Here is a 13,103-nt window from a genome sequence, read left to right on the forward strand (position 1 = left end):
TCAGGACTGTCTAAGTGGCAGGCTGGGTCTGTTCAAGGCGGTGGAGTCATGGCGATACCCCCCGCTTTCTTGTTATCCGTTCAGTCTTTGGGCCCCCTCGGAAAGACGTTGATGTTGAAATGCGCGGACGTCACGTTCATTGCTTAATCCTCTGGCATTGGGAGCGGAGCCCCACAACCAACATGCCGGTCCCGACCGGCACCTCAAGCAAGCATTGACGGACACCGGCCTTGTAAAAGCCATGAACAGCGCTTACGTAGGAAATTCGATCTTGTTGACGAACTTTGTTTCTGCGCTACGGCGCCTCTAACGATCTTCCTTCTCAATTTCGAAAGACTACGACGTTTGGCACTCGGCCAAGCGGCGCATTTCTATGCCGATTTGAAAGGAAATGGTCATGACAACCGGAACAGTAAAGTTCTTCAATTCCACAAAAGGCTTCGGCTTCATTCAACCCGATGACGGCTCTAAAGACGTCTTCGTTCATGTCTCGGCTGTTGAACGGGCAGGCATGAGCACCATCGTTGAAGGGCAGAAGCTTTCATTCGATGCAGTTCGCGATAGCCGCAATGGCAAGACCGCTGCGGAAAACCTGCAAGCCGCATAAGTCATTGCCTTCAGCCTTTGACCACGGATGTACTGGCACTGGCTGTTAAAGCAATCAGAGGAAGGTCGGGAGCGTCCCGACCTTTTTTCATTTTGGAGACAACCATGGACCCCTCTGAAATAGCCGCTGTTTTCCAGCCAAGACCTTCCAAACTAGAAAGCAAGGCTGACCTAACCACCAAGATCGCTCGCCAGATACTGGATGATGAAACTGCAAAACGTGAAGCCAAGACAGAGCGGCTTCGATTGGCTCGGCTTGCGCAAGAGCCGCTGGAGCCTGCCAAGTCTCGCAAAGTGGTCGCTCGTAATAGCACACTCCGAAAACGTTGATTTGCTCGAAAATCACGCCGCATCCGAGGCGCCAACTGTCGCGCGAACGCCCAAAAATAATCGAGCATTATTCTGCCCGCGATGGGACTGGGGGCCGTCCGCGAACTCTTCTCGCAACGTTTAGGCTCCCTTGCTTGGCTCAATTTCAAAATCACCGCCGCTCGCTCGCGCGGGGGCAGAGTCCGCAGTCGAACTAAGGTCCGCCCCAGCGACGGGACTCCTTTATTGCTGAGAAAGTGGTCTAGTACTCGCTAAATGCCGTCTGCCTCTGGCCAAGGCTTTCTTGAGTGGGTGGGGTCGCATTCATCTAGTTGCGTGCGGCCATGAGCTATTGCGTCAGACATCACAGATAAAGCGCCAGCTTACGGGTGTTTCGATCCCCACAAGTGAAGCGGACATTCACGTCGGTGTGGAGAAGGGGTCAGCTGACCAAGCAGCGGTGTTGGCAACGCCATTGTCGCCCCCCGTTAGGCGCACCACGCAAAGCAAGATATCACCCCCAGACTGCGAAGGAGAGCTCGTCGTGGGTGTATGCCAGCCAAGTAGGACGCGCTATGCAATGGCGGGCGCAAAACACGATGCCCGCATTGCTCAAGCGAAATTCCTGGAGCAACGATGGTCGCCGATAGACCCGCTTTCATACCAAGGGATTTGCTTACTTGGGGGATACGTCCAGCGCTTCGACGTGTTTACCGTAATTTTGTCTGGTGTTCGGATCAATGATCGCCACCGGAGCAGAGATAACCAAACCGGCGGCGGTACCGGCCGTGTGGGCGGCGCCCGCCGCCGCAGAGACGATCGTATCGCCAAGTCCATGTCGGCTGTCCGTTAGCGTTTGTCCGGTGGAGAGGCGCGCGCCAATCAGTTGGACGATTTCCGGGGACTCGGCAAACTTGCTGTGATGCAATTCGTCGCCGGCCCGGATCTTTGTAAGATCTACGACCGCGATGTTGTTCGCCGCGAGTTCTTCCTTATAGGGTGACTGTTCCGGATCAATGGCTCCCAGTCGTGAAACGTCCCCCCATACGCGCCGGGAAAAGGCTAGCGCGCGATCATCGCGCGACACGAAAAGGGTAAAGCGAGGCCGCTGCGTCCCCATGTCTGCAATTTGCGAACGGAAGACGTCAACGTCCACATCGGGCGCAGCGAGCATGACATTCTTGAACTTGGCCGGCAGTCCGCCATTGCGAATGGCCATCTGGCGCAAGGATTCCAGAGCCAACCAGTTTCCCATTGAATGAGCGAGGATCGAGACCTCTTTGATTTCCGCATCGCGAGCGAGATACTGAAACAAATTTTCAACCGCATTTCGGGTATAGTTCGTGCTTTCCCGATCATATCCGTAGGCGAGGAGACTGCCACGAGACGGCCACGTCGCAAGGACCGGTACGCTGTGCATGTTTGAATCGTGGACGATTTGCGCGAAGCGGAAAACAGCATCATCGAACTGGTTGTTGAATCCGTGGATAAAGACCATGACGCTGCGGTCCGGGCTCTTACTCGCTTTCTTGTTCAGCCACTTCTCGGCGGTCCTTTGGTCGACTTGTTCAGCCTTGAGTGTCGCAAAATCCGTGGTCGGATCCGGCGGGAGCTCTCGAGGCCAGGCAACCTCGCCGACCTTGCGAACGTCCTTGGGAGGGATCGACACCGTAATCTCCGCGAATGCGGGAGCGAGTGCGCGCTCCCCGTTAAACATCTCACCGGGATTGACGGAACGATTACGCATCGTGGTGACAAGCATTTCGACGCGGTCGCTCGACGGCGAAGCAGCAACAGGTTGAAGCACGCCAGCCGGTCGGCTTGCGCAGGCTGTCAGCGAGGCGGCAACGAGAGCTGCTGCTGCAAGTTCGGCCATGGCGAACTGTCGGATAAGGCTGGTCATCGCATGGGTCCTTCCGCCCCTAATTACAGCCACACGCATTTCTTGGCGTCGAGCGATCGCGAAGTCTTAAGCGCGGTTTGTCACGTGTGCGATCAAGCCGACAGCGTCCCCAAACGGCGTGTGATCGCCGTGAAGGGTTTGCAAAAAATCGGCGGTCGGTAGCCGCCGAACGCTGTCCGTCAGCGTGAATCAAATGTGCCAAGCTCAGTCGACGTAAACCACCACGTAGCGTCCGCCATATGGTTGGTAGTAGATCCCTCCGCACCGCCAGACGACAGCGCCGTTGATGCTCATTTTGGTACAGCCAGCAGGGAGGGTAGCGGCATATATGGACGAGCGACGGATCACGCGCCTGGTGGTGCGCCTTGCGACGCCGGCGACACTGCCAGGCGTTAAGGGACGTCCCACAACCGCGTGCGCTGCGGATATGAATGAGCCGAATGGCGTCGGCACGAGACTATCGACGCCGAGCATGCTCAAGCCGACGAGCGGCGTTAGAAGGAGCCTGATGCGCAGCTTGGACATCGTCTTCATTCCCCCACCTCAAGTAAAAGTTCGCCGATGACATCCGCATAGACCTGTTCGACCTCTCTGGCGCCTGCGGGTGGAGCGAATGTGAATTGAACCGAGTCGACATCGTTACTCTTCCAATTGGTCAACCGCAGGGAATACTCCGGCGCGCCGGTCACCCACTTTGTCGTGATCACGTATTTAATCGGGAGCGGGTTCTCACCCTTGCTGATCCAGATTTGCCAGTCGACGACATCTGTTCGGAAGGCCAAGTGATCGCATTCAATGCCGCCGACAAACGCTGAACCGACGACCGTTCCCTCGATCACGCCCTCGGTCAGGACGGCATAGGGATCGCTGGCCAACAGATCGGCTCCCGGCGCGTCCAAGCCGGTGGCGGCACGAAACTCTTCCGTCGCCTCTTCAATGCTCGGCCCCGGACTCTCTAGTTGAAGGTAGACATTTAGCGCCTTGCCGTAGAGCGAAATGGTTTTCCCGTCGAATATCAGCTCTGCATCATCAAATGGCCCCCTGCGCGTTATGCGCAGGCCCTTGGCACGGTTAAGGGCGAGGGAGCCCGACGCGCTGTACTGAATTTTTTGACCCTTGAGGTCGATGATCTCGTGATCGGCGTCATAGTCAGCGCTGAGCCTCGACATTGTTTTGAGATTGTCGCTCATTGCGACAAGGATCTTGTCTGCTGCCGGGTCGATCTGCTGTGCGGCCGCCGGATACGCTGCCAGTGCTGCCATGAGGGCCGATGGCAACATGTAGCGTCGCCCAGCCGTGCCGAGCCGTTTCAGTATCGATCCACTCATTTTCTCCCCTCGAGAATTCGCTTCATCTCGCGTTCCACCCGGTAATGTGGCCCGCAACGATCTGGTCTGGGATGACAACGCGGGCCATTCCAACGGGCATCTTGCTATGACAGTGGACGTCTCGTCTTGCCATTTTGCGCCAACCTCTCAACCATTGCTCAGCGTAGGCAGGATGGCCGCGCGTTCCGAAAACTCATGAATTAGGCAGGCGGTGATCCGGCTGGAGTAGCGCTCGCGCTTATCACCTGCTGCCCGGCAGCAATCTGGGACGACGACTGGCCGTCCGCGACCTTGATGGTGGGATGCGCAAACTCAATGTCGTTCTCTTCGAACGCCTTCTTGATCAGCGGAAATGCCTTCCTGCGCACCATACTTTGAGAGCCCGGCTTCGTTGTCGTCTTCAACTTGAGTTGGATGCCGTAGGTGCCGAAATCGCTCACCGCCTGCATCTTCAAAGGTTCGATAATTACCGGCGCCAGTTCCGGGTCATCCATCAATTGTTCGCCGACCTGCTTGATCACCTTGCGCGTCTTTTCAAGATCGGTGTCATAGCTGACTGTGATAAGAAGCTTGTCGACCGCATAATTGCGGCTGACATTTTGGACCGCGCCGAGCGCGCTGAAAGGAATGGTGTACACTGGCCCATTGTGATGCCGCAGCCGCACCGATCGCAGGCTGAAAGATTCCACGGTACCGGTGTAGCTGCCCGAGACAATATATTCGCCGACGCGAAACGCGTCATCCAGCAGATAGAATATGCCGCTGATGATGTCTTTTACGAGCGTCTGGGCGCCGAACCCGACTGCCAGGCCAACGACACCGGCGCTTGCGATCAAGGGAGCGATGTCGATGCCAAGCGTAGACAACGTCATGAGCAAGGCAAGCGTCGCAAAGACTACCATCGTGAAGTTTCGCACCACGGGCAGGAGGGTCCGGAGTCTTGCTTGCCGGCTCCCAACCGGCGAGCCCGCAGACGCACTTTCATCCACCCGTGCGATTTTCAGGTCGATCGCGGTCCGCGTAAACTGCCAGAGCACGTCAAAGCCGAACAGAATGGCAAGAGCTGTAAGAAGCGCTCGCGCGATGTTCGCGATCGGGTCGCCTCCGGCCGCCAAGTGCGAAAAGCTGATCTCCCAGGCTCCGGCGAGGATCCACAATGCGATTCCAATCAACGCTGCTCGAAGCAGCGTATCGAAGACCACGATGGACGCGGAGGCAATTGCGCCCGTCCCATCGTCATGCTCCGCGGGAAACAGATGCCGCGTCACCTTCCTCGCGGCTCTGAGCGCGACCGGCGTCAGAACACCGATCGCCAACAGCCAGAAGAGACGCATCGCATCCGCGACCCACAGCGTCCACAGCACGACCAGGAAGACCGTGGCGAGCCACCGGTATGCTAAGTGGGGGCGGGTTGGTTTTTCAGGTGACGAATCCATTCGCGGCGTCCGCCAGATCGCCGCCAACCCTATTGCGAGCAATCCCAGGCCCAGCACGTAGGAGACAAGGTCCGTCGCGAGTGGGTCCATACCAGTGAGGCGCGTCGCTTCTGCAAATGCACTGCCGAGAGCAAACCACCCGACTGCGGCGACCATCCAGAAACAGATATGGTCTTTGTCCGCACGATATCCTGTCGATGTTTGGTCCTCAACAGACGCCGCGATCACGGATGCGATCGCTCTCGACAAAACCCATGCAGCACATGCTGCAAGGAAACTCAGCAGGACCGCCTCCGATAGCCGATCGCGGTCGAGCAACAAGAACGGAGCGAAGCATGTAACACTAAACACCAACACTCCTACCAGTTCGCGGAGAACCGACGCTCCCAGCCGCCGGCGTCGCTTTGAACCGAGGCTCTGCTCCTCAACATCTGTCGGTCGACGGTCAGGCTTAGCGCGGCTTTTCGCGATCGCCTGCGAACCGAACCCCAAGCCGACAAACAAGAAGAACGTGATAAAAGTCGAGAACAGGCCCGATGCGCCACTAGCATCACGCAGCCTTTGGGCGGCCTGTCGTATCTCGGTTCCGAGTTCGGGTACGACCCGTAACAATTCAGCTAAATGAATCCGGATCGCGGTGAGGCGCTGTGAAAACGCCCGCCCGAACGAGGGATCCTTTATCGCTGCGCGCGATTCGTCGGGTGCCGCTGCTGGAGCTTGCTGCCTGCGGAGCCACTCCTGAACGTCTGCCTTCCCCAACAGCCTTAGAAATTCCTGCACATCGGACGATTGGTCTGCGGTCTTGGCAGGAAGCCCGTGCGCCACCGGGGGTAGCGCCAAAAGCAGCATGAAAACGACCGCCGCGAGACGGAAAGATTCGGCTAACGGTGCCAAGAACATCCCGAGCTTGCTCGTTCCTGGACGCCTGGGGCGATCAATGAGCACATTGGGGACGTTCTGAATCCGCATCCGTGCGCCGCAAGTTGGTGCCTGAGCGTGCTTATCATTTTACGTCTCCAGGAAACAGCACCAAAGCAAGGCTGCTGAGAAGGGAAGCAATTTCATTGGTTCTATCCTGCCATTTCGAACGGGCTCAGCGCTATCGGCGTCTATATCGACGGATTGCAATGGGCGCTGTAGATCTGCTCGCGCTTTGAGGCACTGCAGAACGTCGCCGTCGCTATGGACATGGGACGTAAACTTCGCCAAGAGAATTCCCCTATGCTGCGAGCCTACCCCTCATTCATTGCTCCTGTCGTTCCTATCAGATCAGCATCAGATCAATCTATTCTGGCATTCATTTCCTGTCGCACCGATTGCAGTGTCGGAGAGCCGTGAAACCCGTGGACGGTTACGGCGATAGCGCCCAAAACCGCATTTCGCCGCCAGGTTAGAAACGGATTGTCAAACCCGCGATTGGGCCTTGCTGCACAACGTCAAACAGAAAGCCGTCGTTGCTGTAGTCCACCCCAAGCGCCCGGTAACCGAATGTCGCGGAGAAGGTCTCATTGATGTTGTAGCCGACGCCAGCCATGACGTCCCAATCTATATCTGCGCCGCCAGCACCGACCAACCCCCATCCCATTGCATAAAATCGTGGCGTGAAGGCGTAGTTGCCGCGCACCCCGATTAGCCCATCCACCCAGGTCGCGCTGTCGCTGCGGGTCTGGCCGTCGAGGAACGCTCCGCTAAAAGAGATCTCGGTATCTACAGACCACACGCGTACGGCGCCGACCACGTCCAGTCGGCCAGCTGACCCTTCAAGAACGGAGTAGCCCGCACCCGCCAGTCCAGCAAAGCTCGAAGTGTCGACCTCCACAGTGGTTGCGGCAATGCCCAGCGGTGTTGCGGCTCCGCTGGATAACTTCGTGTACATCAGATCGCCAAACAGGCTGTAGCGCCCGTTGCGAGCCTCGACGATCAGCATCGCGGCAAAATCGAGATTGCTGAAGATGTCGCTGAAGCTGGCGTCTATTTCGACAACCGGCAGATTGAACTGTGACGTCTGACCGGACAGACCCGCCGCCCAGAAGTAGGGCGTCACCGAATAAGTCCAGCCCTCCTCAAGCTTGGGTGACGCGTCCGGTCCTGTGGCGGATATCAGATCATCCGCGGCCATTGCGGGGGTTGATGAAAGTGCCGCCCAGATGAAGCAGGCTTTAACAACGCTTTTCATGGACGGTTCCTTCGTGCGTCTACGTGTTTCGAACAGTAGCAGGGCAGGGAGACCGCCGCTCAGCCATATCTCACGCACCTTATGTTGCCCGGACAGGGGGACTTATCATTTGGTGCCATTGGTGCTCATGGTGCGTTAAAAATTCAATCTTTTCTGCAACAGGTCTCTGCACGACCGCGCTATTCGCTAACAACTTCCTCGCAGAACGAGGAATGAAGTGGCAACCAGATGGTCGCCGCTTCATGGTTTGGTTGGATGCGTAAGCTCCCAGAGTTTCCATTCACTTCAGATACTCGATTTTCACCTGTTCGATCTTGCCGTTGAACGCAAACGGCTTCCGGTCGAAATATGTGAGCGAAACTGGCGAGTAGCTGTCCCTGCCCACGTCAAACGCGTCGTTGGCGGTAAACGTAAGGGGAGCTGAGCGGGGCACCTGGCCTTTTGCCACCTCCTTGCCATCGACGCGGATGACAACGTCGAGCGGTGCCGCGTGATCGTTGCCTGCCTTGCGGGTCTCGACCTCGATTTTGACCTTGCCGCTCGGCAACGGCTCCGACGATTCAAGGCGCGTCCGTTCAATCTCGAACAAATTGTATTCGTAGTTGAGCTTGCCGTCTTCCGCCCAAAGCGCGAGCCCGCCCGAGAAAGCGCCAAGAGCATACAAAACCCCGGCGGAGTCCGGCCGCAGTTCCGCGTCGATCGTCACGAGGTTGCTGCGTGCTCCAACTTTCGGAGCCGTAAACTCGGGAACGCCGACGACCTCCTGTGTGAACGCAAATTCGGTCGCGGGATTGGACGGCGCATCTTCCGGATGGAAGACCGCTGACCACAGGCCACCACCGACGGGAAATACCTTGTTTACTTCCGCGTCCCTCGCGAACGCCTTCTTGAGCTCGTCGACCTTCTCCGGATGTTCAGCCGCCACGTCCTTCGCCTGGGAATAGTCCTTGCTAAGATCGTGAAGCTCCCAGACGTCGTTGTCCGGCGACCATTTGAAGATGGCGGGATCAAGCCCGGGCGTCCAGGGCGTGCGAGGCCCGAATACAGAGGCTATCCAGTCGTCCCGGTAGTAGGCGCGACTGCCCATGATCTCGAAATATTGACTCTTCTTCTGTCCCGACGCTCCAGGGTCGTCGAAAGTGTAAGCCATGCTGACGCCGTCGAGCGGATCCTGGCTGATGCCATCCACCAGCTTCGGCGGGTGGATGTCCAGAATGTCATAGATCGTCGGCACAATGTCGTTGACGTGGTGGAACTGCGCGCGTGGCGTCTTGTCCGGCTTGATCTTGCCTGGCCACGAGACCACGAGTGGTGTACGGGTGCCGCCGAAATGGGCGGCGACCAGCTTGGTGGACCGGTGTGGCGTGGAGCCGGCCCAAGCCCAGCCGGCGTGATACATGTTGTCGGCTTTGGGCGAGCCAAGCACGTCCATACCGCCGAGGTCGTTCATCGCTCGAATATGGTCCTTGATCTCGGTGCGGATGCCATTCTGAGCCAGCAGCTCGCTGATAGAACCGTTTTGGCCTTCCGCGCTTGATCCGTTGTCACCCCATACGTAGAAAATAAGCGTGTTGTCGCGGATGCCGAGTTCGTCGAGCGCATTCAGCAATCTTCCCGCCTGCGTGTCGGCGTGTTCGGTATATCCGGCGAAAACCTCCATCAAGCGGCGCTGGAAAGGCTTCTCGTCCTCCGGAATGTCACTCCAGCCTGCTAGTGTGTCCGCACGCGGAGTGAGTTCCGTATTTTCCGGTATCCATCCCAGATCCTTCTGGCGGGCGAATATGCGCTCGCGCATGGCATCCCAGCCGTCATCGAACTTGCCTTTGTACTTGTCAGCCCATTCCTTAAAGATGTGGTGCGGCCCATGCGCGGCGCCGGGGGCCCAATACATGAAGAAGGGCCGGTCCGGCGTCAGCGCGCGAACCTGTTTCATCCATGACACCGCCTTGTCCGTCATATCCTCGGTGAAATGATAACCTTCCTTCCCATGAGCGGGATCGACACGGACGGTGTTCTCAACGACGGCAGGCTCCCACTGCGAGGATTCGCCGGCAAGGAAGCCGTAGAAGTAGTCGAAACCGATCCCCTCGCCAGCGGGCCAGTCGGTATAGGGTCCGACAGCCGTCGTCTCATTGGCAGGCGTGTTGTGCCATTTGCCGAACGCCCCGGTCGCATATCCGTAGTAGCCGAGAACTTTCGCAACGGTTGCGGACGTGCGCGGTATCCGCCCGGTATATCCGTCCCAGTCATTGGCCAACTCCGCGATCTGACCGCTTCCGACGCGATGATGGTTGCGTCCGGTGAGTAGCGCTGCCCGCGTCGGGGAACACATGGCGGCATTGTGGAAGCGGTTGTAGGAAACGCCTTCCTGGGCAAGTTGGGTCAACGTCGGCGTTTCGATCACGCCGCCGAACGTGCCGGGCAGCGCCGGCCCTACGTCGTCGAGCATGATCACAAGGATGTTCGGCGCACCGGCAGGAAGATGCGACTGCGCCTGCAAAGGACTGTATGTCGATTCGGCTATGGTCGAACCAGCCTTACTCCCTGAAGGCGTGGGCGGGAAGGGCAGCGATTCCTGGGCAATCGCAGGCGCACCCAGCAGCAGGGCCGCCGCGCTCGCACCCAGCCATCGCGCGCTCAAATGCCTAAGAAACTTCATTGTGTCCTCCTTGTCTGACAACGCATCTGAAACCGACGTGACTCGTCGACGTATCAATCGCCTCTGCATGCCTCGCAGCGGGGCGGTAGCGGCGACAGTAATTGGGTGCACAAAGATGCGAGCCTCCCTTCAAAACCTTCCGCGGAATCCTGATCTCGGGCTGGCATGGATCGTAGCTACCGGCCTCGCCGCCGCCACGTGGATTTCGGGGGATGCAGCAAGCCTTCGAGAGGTCGGCCTCGTGCCGCGGAGCATACCAATCCGACGTCCATTCCCAGACGTTGCCGATCATGTCGTAGAGGCCGTATCCATTGCGCGGAAAGGCTCTGACAGGAGACGTGTACACGTACCCGTCTTGTGCGTGATTGGCCGTAGGAAACGGCCCTTGCCATGTGTTTGCCATATGGCGACCGCCCGGCGTTAGTTCCTCCCCCCAGGCGAACTCAACCCGGTCAAGTCCGCCTCTCGCGGCAAATTCCCACTCGGCTTCGGTCGGAAGATCCTTGCCCCTCCACCTGGCATACGCCACGGCGTCGTGGTGTGAGATGTGGACGACGGGGTGATCCTCCATCCCCTCGAGACTGCTGCGAGGACCGTACGGGTGTCGCCAATTAGCGCCTTCCAGAAAGGACCACCATTGTGTCCAGTCGTGTAGATCGACAGTTCCAATCGACGGGCGAAAGACCAGCGATCCGGCATAAAGCATCTCCGGTTGAATGCCGGGATAGTCCTCAGGATTGGGCACCATCTCAGCGAAAGTGCGATAGTTGGTTGCTGCAACGAAATCGGAGAATTCGCCATTCGTGACTGGCGTCTCGTCGATAAGGAAGCCATCGACGTGAACGCGGTGAGCAGGGGCCTCTTCTGGATAGTGCCTATCAGAGCCCATCCAAAAGGTTCCGCCTGCTACGAAGATCATGCCTTGCTGTCTGGAGTTCGGTAGCGAGCTAGATCGAGCGATTTTGGTAAGCACAGCGACACCTGTTTGAGCCCGGTTGCAGGGGCCGCTGTAAGAGGTCACCCCGCGCAGCTCTTTCCTACAGTCTGCGGATAGGCTTGACTTATCATTTCACGCCAAGCCAGGCCTGGGCTTTTCGTCCCTGCGACGCTCGCTGAACCGTGGACAGGATCGATGTCGGTCGCAACCTGTGATCCAAGTTTCTTGGAAAGGCTGGCGTCCGCCGGAGAGCGCCTTGGGCCGAGCGGGCTGCAAAACCGACGAGGTCGCGGCAGCCGCCTATTCATAGTGGATAGAGCGCATCTTCGTTCCAATCGCGATGTGCATGCCGCTTGCCACACCCGTCGGCGCCCGATATGTAAAAGTATTCATTATGCGCCAAAGTCGGGTGTAGGAGCTTCACATAGCCGCGGTCCCTGTGATCTCCAGCCATGTCCTGCATGGTCTGCCCGCGTTCATACGAGCCGAGATCGGGGAGAGAGCGTTGCGGCACGCCAATCGCGCCGCCGGTTTCGACGTCGAACTGATTGAGGATGGAAATTTCTACATTCCCCAGCAGTCCGTGGTGGGGTTCGTCGACGCGATGGCGCGGGCGGTCGGCGACACCAATCTCGGACTTCTCCTCGTACCAAACATGAACGTCGCCGCTTACGGCACTTTCGGACGGTTTGTGACTGAAGCGGACAACCTCGAGCAAGCGATCGTACGAAGCATTGCGGCGCTTCACTATCATAGCACCTATGACGGCTTGTCTGTCACAACTACTGCCGATGAGCTACGCCTTGGTTATACATTTGCGTTGGCCGGTTCTGAGGGATATGGCGCTGTCGCCTGCGCTGCCGCCGGCGAACTGTTGAGCTTGTTCAAGGCATATTTGCCAAACTATTGGCGCCCGCTTCGCGTTGAGCTTGACATCCCCGTGCCGTGCCATACCTCCCCTTTTGAAGATGTATTTAAGTGCCCTGTCATATTCAATGCACCTGCAGTGGCGATCGTTGCCGAGCGGCATTGGCTGATGGCGGCGCCCCGACGACCATCGCGGTCGATCGTGACTCTCCACGATGTCGCGCGCGACCGGCCTGGCGGGGCGCCACGCAGCTTGCTCGACATCGCCGTGGCTCAGATTCGTGCCCGCCTTCTTACGGGCGACGTGTCCATCGACGATGTTGCACGATCCCTGGACACTAGCATCCGAACGCTTCAGCGTGAGCTTCAACACGCAGGTACCGACTTTCGCAGCCTGACGACTTCGGTAAGAACTCAGCGAGCGACGGAAATGTTGCGCGACGGTTCCGTATCGATCACCCACATTTCGGAAGACCTGGGCTATTCGTCTCCAGCCGGATTCTCGCGTGCCTTTCGGAAGGCGACCGGTTTTGGACCACGTGAATTTCGCGCCAAAGAGCGGGGCTAGACTGCCATGCGATATTGCTGTCCTTAAAGGTGCTCGTGAGGGCGCGCGATTTCGCGGCCAGAGGCCCATGTCACCTCGAGTCGCGAAAGAGGGTTGAGTTACTGGTTTGGGCACCTCAAGGGCATTCTGGAGCTTAACCGACTGATTACGAGGACGAGCGGGTGCCCACGGCGAGTTCGATCAGCAGTGGCCCAGAACCTCCAGCAACCCGCCCGCGCAGCATCATGTCCTCGTCGCCGTGGCGATAGCGGCGGCCTCCTTCTCGCCGGCGCTTGAGGGTCCTTATTTCGCGTTCCCTGCCTGCCTCCACAGCC

Annotated in this window: 10 protein-coding genes; 3 read left to right on the forward strand and 7 right to left on the reverse strand. The window is 58.2% G+C overall.

Annotated elements, in window-relative coordinates; genetic code table 11:
• The first annotated feature begins 397 nt into the window (after positions 1–397).
• Together ACLKMW_RS14445 and ACLKMW_RS14450 are read left to right on the forward strand one after the other, a co-directional pair.
• On the forward strand, positions 398–607 hold the full coding sequence (locus ACLKMW_RS14445; RefSeq protein WP_415725231.1) for a cold-shock protein: 210 nt from the start codon (positions 398–400) through the stop codon (positions 605–607).
• Between the two features lie 104 nt (positions 608–711).
• Positions 712–936 carry a hypothetical protein gene (locus ACLKMW_RS14450; protein ID WP_415725154.1) on the forward strand — a complete coding sequence of 75 codons (225 nt, stop codon included), beginning with the start codon at positions 712–714 and terminating at the stop codon, positions 934–936.
• 655 nt (positions 937–1,591) lie between these two features.
• On the opposite strand, the gene ACLKMW_RS14455 is transcribed toward ACLKMW_RS14450, so the two are convergent.
• From ACLKMW_RS14455 to ACLKMW_RS14485, 7 genes are all read right to left on the reverse strand, one after another.
• Positions 1,592–2,791 carry an alpha/beta hydrolase gene (locus ACLKMW_RS14455; RefSeq protein WP_415725232.1) on the reverse strand — a complete coding sequence of 400 codons (1,200 nt, stop codon included), beginning with the start codon at positions 2,789–2,791 and terminating at the stop codon, positions 1,592–1,594.
• Positions 2,792–3,022: 231 nt separating this feature from the next.
• Entirely contained in the window at positions 3,023–3,292 is a 270-nt protein-coding gene (locus ACLKMW_RS14460; protein WP_415725233.1) for a hypothetical protein, read from the reverse strand.
• 56 nt (positions 3,293–3,348) lie between these two features.
• Positions 3,349–4,146: a DUF2092 domain-containing protein gene (locus tag ACLKMW_RS14465; protein ID WP_415725155.1), complete on the reverse strand. Its 798-nt coding sequence runs from the start codon at positions 4,144–4,146 to the stop codon at positions 3,349–3,351.
• A 200-nt stretch (positions 4,147–4,346) separates the two neighbouring features.
• Positions 4,347–6,551 (reverse strand): mechanosensitive ion channel family protein, encoded by a 2,205-nt coding sequence (locus tag ACLKMW_RS14470; protein ID WP_415725156.1) that lies wholly within the window; start codon positions 6,549–6,551, stop codon positions 4,347–4,349.
• A 421-nt stretch (positions 6,552–6,972) separates the two neighbouring features.
• Positions 6,973–7,758 carry an outer membrane protein gene (locus ACLKMW_RS14475; protein WP_415725157.1) on the reverse strand — a complete coding sequence of 262 codons (786 nt, stop codon included), beginning with the start codon at positions 7,756–7,758 and terminating at the stop codon, positions 6,973–6,975.
• A gap of 280 nt (positions 7,759–8,038) precedes the next feature.
• Positions 8,039–10,417, reverse strand: coding sequence for an arylsulfatase (locus tag ACLKMW_RS14480; protein ID WP_415725158.1), 2,379 nt, complete (start codon positions 10,415–10,417; stop codon positions 8,039–8,041).
• On the reverse strand, positions 10,404–11,336 hold the full coding sequence (locus ACLKMW_RS14485; protein ID WP_415725159.1) for a formylglycine-generating enzyme family protein: 933 nt from the start codon (positions 11,334–11,336) through the stop codon (positions 10,404–10,406). The genes ACLKMW_RS14480 and ACLKMW_RS14485 overlap by 14 nt, the downstream gene beginning before the upstream one ends.
• A 523-nt stretch (positions 11,337–11,859) precedes the next feature.
• Here ACLKMW_RS14485 and ACLKMW_RS14490 point away from each other — a divergent pair.
• On the forward strand, positions 11,860–12,789 hold the full coding sequence (locus tag ACLKMW_RS14490; protein ID WP_415725160.1) for a helix-turn-helix transcriptional regulator: 930 nt from the start codon (positions 11,860–11,862) through the stop codon (positions 12,787–12,789).
• Positions 12,790–13,103: the final 314 nt, after the last annotated feature.

Origin of the sequence: Borborobacter xinjiangensis (assembly GCF_047739745.1) — a bacterium.
Taxonomy (GTDB): Bacteria; Pseudomonadota; Alphaproteobacteria; order Rhizobiales; family Rhizobiaceae; genus Pseudaminobacter.

Excerpts from the sequence above, each read along its gene's own strand:
- ACLKMW_RS14460 (WP_415725233.1), bottom strand. The coding sequence starts at position 3,292 with ATGCTCGGCGTCGATAGTCTCGTGCCGACGCCATTCGGCTCATTCATA.
- ACLKMW_RS14470 (WP_415725156.1), bottom strand. The coding sequence starts at position 6,551 with ATGCGGATTCAGAACGTCCCCAATGTGCTCATTGATCGCCCCAGGCGT.
- ACLKMW_RS14480 (WP_415725158.1), bottom strand. The coding sequence starts at position 10,417 with ATGAAGTTTCTTAGGCATTTGAGCGCGCGATGGCTGGGTGCGAGCGCG.
- ACLKMW_RS14450 (WP_415725154.1), top strand. The coding sequence starts at position 712 with ATGGACCCCTCTGAAATAGCCGCTGTTTTCCAGCCAAGACCTTCCAAA.
- ACLKMW_RS14445 (WP_415725231.1), top strand. The coding sequence starts at position 398 with ATGACAACCGGAACAGTAAAGTTCTTCAATTCCACAAAAGGCTTCGGC.
- ACLKMW_RS14455 (WP_415725232.1), bottom strand. The coding sequence starts at position 2,791 with ATGGCCGAACTTGCAGCAGCAGCTCTCGTTGCCGCCTCGCTGACAGCC.
- ACLKMW_RS14485 (WP_415725159.1), bottom strand. The coding sequence starts at position 11,336 with ATGATCTTCGTAGCAGGCGGAACCTTTTGGATGGGCTCTGATAGGCAC.
- ACLKMW_RS14465 (WP_415725155.1), bottom strand. The coding sequence starts at position 4,146 with ATGAGTGGATCGATACTGAAACGGCTCGGCACGGCTGGGCGACGCTAC.
- ACLKMW_RS14475 (WP_415725157.1), bottom strand. The coding sequence starts at position 7,758 with ATGAAAAGCGTTGTTAAAGCCTGCTTCATCTGGGCGGCACTTTCATCA.